Consider the following 12450-nt stretch of genomic DNA (forward strand, 5'->3'; position numbering starts at 1 on the left):
TGCTTTCTCAACTCTCTATAAGTTGAGAAAGCATTTTTTAATTTATATATGCAATTTAAGGAGGCTATTAACGTGATTGAGTTAAATCAAATAGTTAAACGATATCATACTAAGAACAAAGATGTTCTTGCAGTTGATCACGTTGATTTAAATATTGAATCAGGCTCAATTTTTGGCGTTATTGGTTTCTCTGGTGCTGGTAAAAGTACACTAATTAGAATGTTCAACAACTTGGAATCTCCAACTTCAGGAGATGTAATAATTGACGGGGACAATATTAGTAAATTATCTAAATCAGAGCTACGAAAAAAACGACAAAAAGTAAGTATGATTTTCCAACATTTCAACTTATTATGGTCAAGAACCGTTTTAAAAAATATCACATTTCCACTTGAAATCGCAGGAGTCCCAAGTGGTAAAGCGAAGCAAAAAGCACTCGAATTAGTAGAATTGGTAGGTTTGAAAGGACGAGAAAGTGCTTATCCATCAGAGTTATCTGGGGGACAAAAACAAAGAGTAGGTATTGCTAGAGCATTAGCAAATGATCCTGATGTTTTACTTTGTGATGAAGCTACAAGTGCTTTAGACCCTCAAACAACTGACGAAATTTTGGACCTATTACTTAAAGTAAGAGAACAGCAAAATCTTACTATCGTTTTAATTACTCATGAAATGCACGTAATTAGACGTATATGTGATGAAGTTGCTGTAATGGAAAGCGGTAAAGTAATAGAGCAAGGTAAAGTAAGTGAAGTGTTTGAGAGTCCTCAACACGCGGTTACAAAACGCTTTGTTAAAGACGATTTAAATGATGATTTTGAAGATTCTTTAGATGAATTAGAACCATTAGCGAGTGATTCTTACATAGTGAGATTGAACTTTACTGGTGATAATGCAACTGAACCTATTGTTTCGTATATCACGAAAACACATAATATTGACGTTAATATTCTGGAAGCTGACATCAAGAATACTAGAAATGGTTCTATAGGATTCTTAGTGATTCATATTCCACACATTAATAATGATAGCTTTGAACATTTTAAAAATGATCTTCATGAGCAACATGTGAATGTGGAGGTGTTGAGACATGGGTAAGTCTTATGGCGAAATTTTTCATGAAATGTTTACAATGCCTAATGTTCAATGGCCAGATGTATGGCAAGCTATTTTAGAAACGCTGTATATGACAATTGTTTCTACTATTTTCGCCTTTATATTTGGTTTGATTTTAGGTGTGTTACTTTTCCTATCTGCGAAGAGTCATTCACCAGCAGCTCGAATTTTCTATACAATTGTCTCATTTATAGTGAACTTATTTAGAGCCATTCCGTTCATTATTTTAATTTTATTACTCATACCATTTACGAGTGTCATCTTAGGTACTATTAGTGGACCGACAGGAGCATTACCTGCACTTATAATTGGTGCAGCTCCATTCTATGCTCGTTTAGTAGAAATTGCATTTAAAGAAATTGATAAAGGTGTAATTGAAGCGGCTTGGTCAATGGGAGCTAACACATGGACTGTTGTACGCAAAGTACTACTTCCTGAAGCGATGCCAGCTTTAGTCTCAGGTATTACTGTAACCGCTATTGCTTTAGTTGGTTCAACTGCCATAGCAGGTGTAATCGGGGCAGGTGGTTTAGGTAACTTAGCATACTTAACAGGATTTACTAGGAATCAAAATGATGTCATATTAGTTTCTACTGTATTCATTTTAATTATTGTATTTATAATTCAATTCCTTGGGGATTGGCTTACAAATAAAATTGATAAACGCTAAAGAAAAGGGGAAAACGTTCAATGAAAAAAATTTTAGGTATTATTTTAGTTTTGGCATTAACAGTTGCTTTAGCTGCTTGTGGTGGCGGTGGTGACAAAGAGAAAACAATCACAGTAGGTGCTTCACCAGCCCCTCACGCTGAAATTTTAGAAAAAGCTAAACCATTACTTGAGAAAAAAGGTTATGACTTAAAGATTAAAACAATTAACGATTACACTACACCTAATAAATTATTAGATAAAGGTGAAATCGACGCAAACTTCTTCCAACATACACCATACTTGAAAACTGAAAGTAAAGAAAAAGGATACAAAATTGAATCTGCTGGAGATGTAGAATTAGAACCTATGGCAGTTTACTCTAAAAAATATAAAAGTTTGAAAGATTTACCTAAAGGTGCAACGGTCTACGTTTCAAATAATCCTGCTGAACAAGGACGTTTCTTAAAATTCTTTGTGGATGAAGGCTTAATTAAACTTAAAAAAGGCGTTAAGATTGAAGACGCTAAATTTAGTGATATCGAAGAGAATAAAAAAGATATCAAATTTAATAACAAACAATCAGCCGAATACTTACCAAAAATTTACCAAAATCAAAAAGCTGATGCAGTCATCATCAATTCTAACTACGCAATTGACCAAAAATTAAGTCCTAAAAAAGACTCAATTGCCTTAGAGAAAGCCAAAGATAATCCTTATGCTAACTTAATTGCAGTTAAAAAAGGACATAAAGATGATAAGAAAATTAAAGCTTTAATGGAAGTTCTTCAATCTAAAGAAATCAGAGATTATATCGATAAAAAATATGATGGTGCAGTCGTACCAGCTAAGTAAAACAAAAGATCACTTTCTTAACGCATATGTTAAGAGAGTGATCTTTTTATTTAAATTTTATACTACTCTATAAAGAATACCTACACCGAGACCACCGTATCCCATTTGATAATCAAATTTTAAGACTTCTATATTTGGATTTTGTTCTAAAAAACGATTAACTTTCTTATTAAGTCCACCTTCAGTCATAGATGTAATATTGACGAATTTCATAACTACACTCCTTAAAAAGTTTTTGGTAATTTTAGTATATGAAAATCACTGTATAAAGCAATCTTTTAAAATAAAAAATTAAGCGATTATCATTATATTGATGTTTATTCTAGATTTTAGAGGGTATAAATTATAAAGATAAAGTCATAAGGAGGAAATTACAATGGCTGAAGATAATAAATTTGAACAAGCTAAAGGTAATATTAAAGAAACAGTAGGTAACGCTACAGATAATAAAAATTTAGAACAAGAAGGCAAAGAAGACAAAACTTCAGGTAAAGCTAAAGAAGTTGTTGATAACGCTAAAGAAAAAGCTAACGATGTAATTGATAAACTTAAAGGCGACAAATAAATTTGTCTCTTTACTTTTAGAAAGCCCTCAGGTACAGAATCGTACGTGAGGGTTTTATTGTGTTAAAAATATTAAAATTTATTGATTATCTGATTTTGCTGTAATTAGTCCTAAGGTAAAACTAACAATAAAGCCTATAATTATTGTTAAAAATGAGATTATCCAAACTAGGCCATTTTCAGGGAAGCCTGGGAAAACGGCATAAATTGAACCAATTACAAATCCTATAATCAATGCGAACGTCATCGTTGTGTGATGGTGCAGGAAGTACTGAATCATACGGCTAGACAGCATAAATCCTGTCAAAATACCTAATCCAACGATGATTAAAATAGGTAATGCTGTGAAATTTAAGTTCACTAGCTCAGAGATTGAAAACATTACCGTCCCATAGGCACCAAATACTAATAACATAAAAGATCCAGAGATTCCGGGTAATAACATTGCACTTGAGGCGAACATACCAGCTATAAAATATTTAATAATAAGACCAAAAGATAGAGTTAATGTTTCGCCAGAATGTTTATCACCATTATTAAGAAGTGTAATGATGACCAAAATAATAATTCCAATTAAAATCATTAGATAGTGCTTGGTTTTAAAGGTTTGTTTAAAGTTAGAAGTTTTTAGTAAGTATGGAATGATTCCAATAATCAATCCTGTGAAAAAGAACATAGTTGGAATTTCGTGATAGCTTAATAAATAGTTGAATAAGTTGCTTAATAAAGCGATGGCTAAACCCATTCCTAATAAAATAGGAAGTAAAAATTTAAAACTCGGCCAAAAACGTTTCGAGAACAGTCCGCTTACAGAACTAATAAAATCATCATAGATACCTAGCAGTAAAGCTATTGTTCCACCACTTACACCAGGAATTAAATCACTTGTACCCATGCCAAAACCTTTAAGAATATTCGTCCATTTGAAGTTGTTCATGAATGGCTCCTTTCATTTAAGATTTAAAGGTTAAACTGCATAATATCACAAAATTCAAATTTTAGGGAAACAAACCCTTTATTTTGTCTAAAAATTGGCTATTGAGAAATTGAGCTTATCTTTATCATTTAATGAAATTTTACGAGTTAAATAAAAATAATTTTATTTAAAGAATTAATCTAAATAAAAGGTTTAAAAAGTTTATATTAGTGCTTAAGTGCGTTATAATAAAGAGAATTGAAATTCACTAAGTCTTTTTGACTACAGATTAAAATTATTATAAACTAGTTAAGAAAACTTTATATTTTACGGAGGGAATATAAATGTCATCAACATTAGAAATCAAAGACCTACATGTGTCTATTGAGGATAAAGAAATTTTAAAAGGTGTAAACTTAACTGTTAATACAGGAGAAATACACGCAATTATGGGCCCTAACGGCACTGGTAAATCAACATTATCATCTGCAATCATGGGACACCCTAGTTATGAAGTGACACAAGGGGAAGTATTATTAGACGGCGTTAATATTTTAGAATTAGAAGTTGATGAAAGAGCTAAAGCAGGTTTATTCCTAGCAATGCAATATCCTTCAGAAATCACTGGTGTTACAAATGCTGATTTCATGCGTTCTGCTATTAATGCTAAACGTGAAGAAGGACAAGAAATTAATTTAATGCAATTTATCAAGAAATTGGATAAAGAGATGGATTTCTTAGATATTGATCAAGATATGGCTCAACGTTACTTAAACGAAGGTTTCTCTGGTGGGGAGAAAAAACGTAACGAAATTCTACAATTAATGATGTTAGAACCGAAATTCGCTATTCTAGATGAAATTGATTCTGGTTTAGATATCGATGCTTTAAAAGTTGTATCTAAAGGAATTAATCAAATGCGTGGTGAAGACTTTGGTGCATTAATGATTACGCACTATCAACGTTTATTAAACTACATCACACCTGATAAAGTGCATGTTATGTATGGTGGTAAAGTAGTGAAATCTGGTGGCCCAGAGCTAGCTAAACGCCTTGAAGAAGAAGGTTATGAATGGGTTAAAGAAGAATTTGGTGCAGCTGAATAGTCGTCAATAGGACTTTTTACAATGAGATGTTCACTTTTAAAGATGAAAATGAACATACTAAGCAAATTATATTTCATCAAGTAGGAGGCAAAGAAAGTTATGACAACTGAAACTTTGAACATTTCTGAAGAACAACTTGTTGATTATTCAAAAGCGCACAATGAACCTTCTTGGATGACAGAATTACGTAAAAAAGCGTTGAAATTAACAGAAACTTTAGAAATGCCAAAACCTGATAAAACAAAATTACGAAAATGGAATTTTGATACATTTAAACAACATGAAACAAAAGGCAGTGCATATGAAAACCTTAGCGAATTACCAGAATCAGTAAAACAAATTATTGATGTTGAAAACTCTGAAAATTTAGTGATTCAACACAATAACGATTTAGCTTATAGTCAAGTGTCAGACCAAGCTAAAAAAGATGGTGTCATTATTGAAGGTTTATCAGAAGCATTGGTGAATCACAGTGAATTAGTTCAAAAATACTTCATGACTAAAGCTGTAGATATTGATGAACATCGTTTAACAGCGCTACACACTGCATTAATGAATGGTGGTATATTTGTATATGTACCTAAGAATGTTGTAGTTGAACATCCAATTCAATACGTTGTACTTCATGACGACGATAATGCAAGTTTCTATAACCACGTTATTCTTGTTACTGAAGAAAGTGCAGAAGTAACTTATGTAGAGAATTATTTATCTAATGCAAATGGTGAAGATAATCAAATTAATATTGTTTCAGAAGTGATTGCAGGAGCTAATTCTAATGTCACTTATGGCTCTGTAGATTACTTAGATAAAGGTTTTACCGGTCACATTATTCGTCGTGGTACAACTGAAGCAGATGCCTCTATTAATTGGGCATTAGGCTTAATGAATGAAGGTAGTCAAATTATTGATAATACTACTAACTTAATTGGTGATCGTTCAACAAGTGAATTGAAATCAGTTGTAGTTGGAACAGGTGACCAAAAAATTAATTTAACATCTAAAATTGTTCAGTATGGTAAAGAAACTGACGGTTATATCTTAAAACATGGCGTAATGACAGAAAATGCATCTTCAGTGTTTAATGGTATTGGTTATATTAAACACGGCGGTACTAAATCTATCGCTAATCAAGAATCTCGTGTACTAATGCTATCTGAAAATGCACGTGGTGACGCTAACCCTATCTTATTAATTGATGAAGACGATGTTGAAGCAGGTCACGCTGCGTCAGTAGGTCGAGTTGACCCTGAGCAACTTTATTACTTAATGAGTCGCGGTATTTCAAGAACTGAAGCTGAACGTTTAGTTATACATGGTTTCTTAGACCCAGTAGTTCGTGAATTACCAATTGAAGACGTTAAACGTCAATTAAGAGAAGTTATTGAACGTAAAGTTTCTAAATAAATCTTTAATTTAAATTTTCAAAAATTATTAACCCAATAAAACGAGATTTTTAATTATAGAAAGGTCGTGAATATAGTGGCCGAAAAAACTTTTAATGTGAACAATGTCATTAAAGATTTCCCGATTCTTGAACAACAAGTTAACGGAAAGCGCTTAGCGTATCTTGATTCAACTGCTACAAGTCAAACGCCTGTTCAAGTGTTAAATGTATTAGATGATTATTATAGACGTTATAACTCTAACGTCCACCGTGGTGTTCACACTTTAGGATCACTAGCAACAGATGGCTATGAAAGTGCTCGTGAAACTGTTCGTCGATTTATTAATGCTAAATATTTTGAAGAAATTATTTTCACTAGAGGGACAACTGCATCAATCAATATTGTTGCACGTAGTTATGGTGACGCTAACGTCGAAGAAGGCGATGAAATAGTTGTGACTGAGATGGAACATCACGCGAATATTGTTCCATGGCAGCAATTAGCTAAGCGTAAAAATGCATCACTAAAATTTATCCCAATGACTGATGAAGGCGAACTTAGAGTAGATGACATTAAAGAAACAATAAATGAAAAAACTAAGATTGTAGCTATTGCACATGTATCAAACGTCTTAGGTACAATTAATGATGTTAAAACGATTGCAGACATCGCACACGAACATGGTGCTATTATTAGTGTTGATGGCGCTCAAGCTGCACCACATATGGCCTTGGATATGCAAGATATTGATGCTGATTTTTATAGTTTTAGTGGACATAAGATGTTAGGACCTACAGGTATTGGTGTTTTATATGGTAAACGTCAATTACTTAAAGATATGGAACCTGTAGAATTCGGTGGAGATATGATTGATTTTGTTAGTAAATACGATGCTACTTGGGCCGATTTACCAACGAAATTTGAAGCTGGAACACCTCTTATTGCACAAGCAATTGGTTTAGGTGAAGCGATTCGTTACATTGAAGACCTTGGCTTTGATGCTATACACAAGCATGAGAAAGAGCTGACTGAGTATGCATACGATCAAATGTCTGCAATTGAAGGTTTAGAAATATATGGACCACCTAAAGATCGTCGAGCAGGTGTGATTACTTTCAATCTTTCAGATATTCACCCTCATGATGTTGCGACAGCAGTTGATACTGAAGGTGTGGCTGTTCGAGCTGGACATCACTGTGCACAACCACTAATGAAATGGCTTAATGTATCCTCAACTGCACGAGCAAGTTTCTATGTTTACAACACTAAAGAGGATATTGATCAGTTAGTTCAAGCATTGAAACAAACGAAGGAGTTTTTCTCTTATGAATTTTAATAATTTAGATCAACTATATCGATCTGTAATTATGGATCATTATAAGAACCCTAGAAATAAAGGTGTTTTAGATAACGGCTCAATGACAGTGGATATGAATAACCCTACTTGTGGTGACCGTATTCGTCTAACATTCGATATTCATGACGGTATAATTAATGATGCAAAGTTCGAAGGAGAAGGTTGCTCAATTTCTATGTCAAGTGCATCAATGATGACAGAAGCGGTAAAAGGTCATTCTCTTGCTGAAGCTATGCAAATGAGCCAAGAATTCACTAAGATGATGCTCGGTGAAGACTATGAAATTACGGAAGAGATGGGTGACATTGAAGCATTACAAGGTGTATCTCAATTCCCAGCACGTATCAAATGTGCAACTCTTGCTTGGAAAGCTTTAGAGAAAGGTACAGTTGAAAAAGAAGGTAAAGCAGAAGGTACAACTGAAGAAGAATAATTAATTATTAATATCTTCTTCAGTGTGTTTTAAAATGAATCGGGTAAACTTAAATTATAGCAACTATGTAGTCTTTAGATGACTACAGTATGTTGTTATAATATATATTACAACTTTAAAGAATAGTCATTTTTAAGTATTACACTTTTAACTATATAAATTAAAAATCTCATGCGCACGTTGTTTATTAATTATCAATTCAAGGAGTGATTAAAATGGCTAAAAAAGCACCTGATGTTGGAGATTATAAATATGGTTTCCACGATGAGGATGTGTCCATTTTCAGATCAGAGCGAGGTTTAACAGAAAATATCGTTACTGAAATTTCTAAGATGAAAGAAGAACCGCAATGGATGTTAGATTTCCGTCTTAAAGCATTGAAATTATTCTATAAAATGCCTATGCCACAATGGGGCGGAGACTTATCAGAATTAGACTTTGATGATATTACTTATTATGTTAAACCATCAGAGCATACAGAACGTTCTTGGGATGAAGTCCCTGAAGAAATTAAACGTACGTTTGATAAATTAGGTATTCCTGAAGCTGAACAAAAATATTTAGCTGGTGTATCTGCACAATATGAATCAGAAGTTGTTTATCATAACATGGAGAAAGAATTAGAAGAAAAAGGAATTATCTTCAAAGATACTGATAGTGCATTACGCGAAAATGAAGATTTATTCAGAGAATACTTTGCATCTGTTGTACCTGCTGCAGATAATAAATTCGCGGCATTAAATTCAGCAGTATGGTCAGGTGGATCATTTATCTATGTACCGAAAAACGTTAAATTAGACACACCTTTACAAGCATACTTCCGTATTAACTCTGAAAATATGGGTCAATTTGAGCGTACTTTAATAATTGCGGATGAAGGTGCATCAGTAAACTATGTTGAAGGTTGTACTGCACCAGTTTATTCAACAAGCTCATTACATTCGGCTGTTGTTGAGATTATAGTGCATAAAGATGCGCATGTTCGTTACACAACTATTCAAAACTGGGCAAACAATGTCTATAACTTAGTTACTAAACGTACTTTTGTTCATGAAAATGGTAACATGGAATGGGTAGACGGTAACTTAGGTTCTAAGTTAACAATGAAATACCCTAACTGTGTATTACTAGGTGAAGGTGCTAAAGGTAGTACATTATCAATTGCTTTCGCTGGTAAAGGTCAAGTTCAAGATGCCGGTGCTAAAATGATTCATAAAGCTCCTAATACATCTTCAACTATCGTTTCTAAATCCATCTCTAAAAATGGTGGTAAAGTTATTTATCGTGGTATCGTTCACTTCGGACGCAAAGCTAAAGGTGCACGTTCAAATATTGAATGTGATACGTTAATCTTAGATAATGAATCTACGTCTGATACAATTCCATATAATGAAGTATTTAATGACAATATTTCATTAGAACACGAAGCTAAAGTGTCTAAAGTGTCAGAAGAACAATTATTCTATCTTATGAGTCGTGGTATTTCTGAAGAAGAAGCCACTGAAATGATTGTTATGGGCTTCATTGAACCATTCACTAAAGAATTACCAATGGAATATGCAGTAGAAATGAACCGATTAATCAAATTCGAAATGGAAGGTTCAATCGGCTAATTATACACTAAAGTTACGAATTTAATAATTTAGAATATTAAACCTGTCATCAACCTTATATCAGAGTTGTTGGCAGGTTATTTATTTGATTCATTTATTGTCATAGTGGTTTATCGTTTCGAATGTTTATTTCTTGGGAAATAGTGTATAAAAGTTCACAATGATTACTTTATAAGGAGAATACATCATGATTGTCTCGATTATCATTTTATTTTTAGTTTCGTTTTTCTTCTCTGGAAGTGAAACGGCATTAACTGCTGCTAATCGTACTAAGTTTCAAACTGCTGCGAAGAATGGTGACAGAAAAGCTAAAGGACTTTCAAAATTATTAGATAAACCCAATGAATTTATTACGACTATTCTTATAGTTAATAACGTAGCAAATATTATTTTACCTATTCTAGTAGCTATTTTAGCTATTCGAAAGGGAGTCAATATTGTCGTTGCTTCTGTAATTATAATCATATTAATTATTTTAATTTCAGAGGTTATTCCGAAATCAATTGCTGCGACATTTCCAGATCAAATTTCACGTTTGGTTTATCCAATTATCAATATTTTAGTAATTATTTTAAAGCCTATCACATTCGTATTGAATAAAATGACAGACGGTATTAATCATTTGTTTTCTCGAGGAAAACCTGTGGAAAAGCGTTTTTCAAAAGAAGAAATACGTACATTATTAAATATTGCAGGACGAGAAGGTGCATTTAATGAAGTTGAAAATGCACGTTTACAAAATGTGATGGACTTTGAAAAATTAAAGATAACTGATGTAGATACAACACCACGCGTGAAGGTAGTGGCATTTTCAAAAGAAGTCACTTATGATGAAGCATATGAAACAGTTATGAATGAACCTTATACAAGGTATCCGGTGTATGATGAAGATATTGATGATATTATCGGTGTATTTCATTCAAAATATTTATTAGCATGGAGTAAGCATAAAGACGATAAAATTACGAATTATGCATCGAGTCCACTATTTGTAAACGAGCACAATCGAGCGGAATGGGTGCTTCGTAAAATGACTGTGACGCGTAAGCATTTAGCGATTGTGTTGGATGAATATGGTGGTACCGATGCGATCGTGTCACATGAAGACTTAATTGAAGAATTACTGGGCATGGAAATTGAGGATGAAATGGATCAAGAAGAAGAAGAAAAATTAAAAAATCAAAGACTTCCTCAAAGTATGAAAGGCCGATAACTTTATTAAGAAGGGTGAAACATGATGTGGAATGAAAATGGAATGACGAAAGTATTGGGCATACAATATCCTATCATTCAAGCAGGAATGGCTGGTAGTACGACGCCTCACCTAGTCTCTACTATAAGTGAACGTGGTGGTTTAGGCACAATTGGTGCAGGTTATTTTAATGCTGAAAAGTTGGAAAATGAAATTTTAGAGGTGCAACGATTGACTGATAAACCTTTTGGCGTGAATCTCTTTGTTCCTAGTAAAAATCGTTATCTACCAGACCAAATTAATCATATGAATGCTTGGTTGAAACCATATAGACGTGCATTTAATTTAGAGGAACCTGTTGTCAACGTCACAGAGGATATACAGTTTAAACAAGCGATTGATTTAATTATTAAGTATCGTGTGCCTGTATGTTGTTTCACATTCGGTATTCCTGATGAAGAAACAATTCAAAAACTTAAAGAAGCAAATGTCACTTTAGTCGGTACAGCTACAAGTGTTGATGAAGCAATTGAAAATGAGCGTTCAGGAATGGATATCATTGTCGCACAAGGCAGTGAAGCAGGTGGACACAGGGGTTCATTTCTCAATCATGGCGATGATGAACCTATGATAGGAACAATGTCGCTTGTACCTCAAGTGGTAGATAATGTGACGGTACCGGTTGTTGCTGCAGGCGGAATTATGGACGGTAGAGGTTTGCTTGCGAGCATGATGCTTGGCGCACAAGGTGTGCAAATGGGTACAGCATTCCTAATTTCTGATGAAAGTGCTGCGAGTGATTTATTAAAAAATGCTATTCTAGGAAGCAATGAAACAGACACTGTAGTTACTAAAGTATTTAGTGGTAAGTATGCACGAGGGATTCATAATGAGTTTATTGATGAAATGAATCAGTTTGATGGCGAAATTCCTGATTATCCAATTCAAAATCAACTGACTAATAGTATCAGAAAAGCTGCAGCTCAAGATGGTAATAGAGAACTTACACATATGTGGAGTGGACAATCTCCACGTCTTGCTGAGAAAATGCATGCTGCAATGATAATGGATAGAGTCATATCGCAAGTGAATAAGAAATTACAACTTATATAGATATAGTTCAATTAAGAGAGGGAGGGCATCCGTTGATAATAACGGAGTATCCTTCTCTTTTTTATATGAAAATCATCGATTTTTATAATAATAAAGAATATGTAAATTTTAGCTTGTTCGAGTGAACCACTCTATTATAGTGTGGTATC

13 protein-coding genes are annotated in these 12450 nt (G+C 33.5%); 11 read left to right on the plus strand and 2 right to left on the minus strand.

Annotated elements, in window-relative coordinates:
• Nucleotides 1-72: 72 nt before the first annotated feature.
• From HMPREF3154_RS09040 to HMPREF3154_RS09050, 3 genes are read left to right on the plus strand one after another with little or no spacing between them, the layout of a single operon-like run.
• Nucleotides 73-1098 carry a methionine ABC transporter ATP-binding protein gene (locus HMPREF3154_RS09040; protein ID WP_023350629.1) on the plus strand — a complete coding sequence of 342 codons (1026 nt, stop codon included), beginning with the start codon at nucleotides 73-75 and terminating at the stop codon, nucleotides 1096-1098.
• A complete protein-coding gene (locus HMPREF3154_RS09045) occupies nucleotides 1091-1786 on the plus strand; it encodes a methionine ABC transporter permease (protein WP_002433122.1) in 696 nt (231 codons plus the stop codon). Before HMPREF3154_RS09040 ends, HMPREF3154_RS09045 begins: the two co-directional genes overlap by 8 nt.
• 20 nt (nucleotides 1787-1806) lie before the next feature.
• Nucleotides 1807-2619, plus strand: a complete 813-nt coding sequence (locus tag HMPREF3154_RS09050; protein WP_002452800.1) for a MetQ/NlpA family ABC transporter substrate-binding protein — start codon at nucleotides 1807-1809, stop codon at nucleotides 2617-2619.
• 57 nt (nucleotides 2620-2676) lie between these two features.
• Here the strand turns inward: HMPREF3154_RS09050 and HMPREF3154_RS11570 are convergent, their stop codons facing one another.
• Entirely contained in the window at nucleotides 2677-2832 is a 156-nt protein-coding gene (locus HMPREF3154_RS11570; protein ID WP_002433227.1) for a hypothetical protein, read from the minus strand.
• 163 nt (nucleotides 2833-2995) lie between these two features.
• Here HMPREF3154_RS11570 and HMPREF3154_RS09055 point away from each other — a divergent pair, with 163 nt between their 5' ends.
• Nucleotides 2996-3184 (plus strand): CsbD family protein, encoded by a 189-nt coding sequence (locus HMPREF3154_RS09055; protein ID WP_070474686.1) that lies wholly within the window; start codon nucleotides 2996-2998, stop codon nucleotides 3182-3184.
• A 78-nt stretch (nucleotides 3185-3262) separates the two neighbouring features.
• Here the strand turns inward: HMPREF3154_RS09055 and HMPREF3154_RS09060 are convergent, their stop codons facing one another.
• Nucleotides 3263-4120 carry a polyprenyl-phosphate transporter PopT gene (locus HMPREF3154_RS09060; protein ID WP_023350628.1) on the minus strand — a complete coding sequence of 286 codons (858 nt, stop codon included), beginning with the start codon at nucleotides 4118-4120 and terminating at the stop codon, nucleotides 3263-3265.
• A gap of 323 nt (nucleotides 4121-4443) precedes the next feature.
• Here HMPREF3154_RS09060 and sufC point away from each other — a divergent pair, with 323 nt between their 5' ends.
• The 7 genes from sufC to HMPREF3154_RS09095 all read left to right on the plus strand — a co-directional run bounded on the left by sufC (nucleotide 4444) and on the right by HMPREF3154_RS09095 (nucleotide 12301).
• Nucleotides 4444-5205, plus strand: coding sequence for a Fe-S cluster assembly ATPase SufC (gene sufC, locus HMPREF3154_RS09065; protein WP_002433436.1), 762 nt, complete (start codon nucleotides 4444-4446; stop codon nucleotides 5203-5205).
• 99 nt (nucleotides 5206-5304) lie between these two features.
• Complete coding sequence (sufD, locus tag HMPREF3154_RS09070) at nucleotides 5305-6612, plus strand: Fe-S cluster assembly protein SufD (protein WP_023350627.1); 1308 nt, start codon at nucleotides 5305-5307, stop codon at nucleotides 6610-6612.
• Nucleotides 6613-6678: 66 nt separating this feature from the next.
• Nucleotides 6679-7929, plus strand: a complete 1251-nt coding sequence (locus tag HMPREF3154_RS09075) for a cysteine desulfurase (protein WP_171817103.1) — start codon at nucleotides 6679-6681, stop codon at nucleotides 7927-7929.
• On the plus strand, nucleotides 7919-8383 hold the full coding sequence (gene sufU, locus HMPREF3154_RS09080; RefSeq protein WP_023350625.1) for a Fe-S cluster assembly sulfur transfer protein SufU: 465 nt from the start codon (nucleotides 7919-7921) through the stop codon (nucleotides 8381-8383). The genes HMPREF3154_RS09075 and sufU overlap by 11 nt, the downstream gene beginning before the upstream one ends.
• Before the next feature lie 215 nt (nucleotides 8384-8598).
• Nucleotides 8599-9996 (plus strand): Fe-S cluster assembly protein SufB, encoded by a 1398-nt coding sequence (sufB, locus tag HMPREF3154_RS09085; protein WP_002433495.1) that lies wholly within the window; start codon nucleotides 8599-8601, stop codon nucleotides 9994-9996.
• 187 nt (nucleotides 9997-10183) lie between these two features.
• On the plus strand, nucleotides 10184-11209 hold the full coding sequence (locus HMPREF3154_RS09090) for a hemolysin family protein (protein WP_002433202.1): 1026 nt from the start codon (nucleotides 10184-10186) through the stop codon (nucleotides 11207-11209).
• Between the two features lie 24 nt (nucleotides 11210-11233).
• Nucleotides 11234-12301 carry an NAD(P)H-dependent flavin oxidoreductase gene (locus HMPREF3154_RS09095; RefSeq protein ID WP_037560671.1) on the plus strand — a complete coding sequence of 356 codons (1068 nt, stop codon included), beginning with the start codon at nucleotides 11234-11236 and terminating at the stop codon, nucleotides 12299-12301.
• Nucleotides 12302-12450 lie beyond the last annotated feature (149 nt).

Origin of the sequence: Staphylococcus sp. HMSC06C11 (genome assembly GCF_001808345.1) — a bacterium.
Taxonomy (GTDB): Bacteria; Bacillota; Bacilli; order Staphylococcales; family Staphylococcaceae; genus Staphylococcus; species Staphylococcus capitis.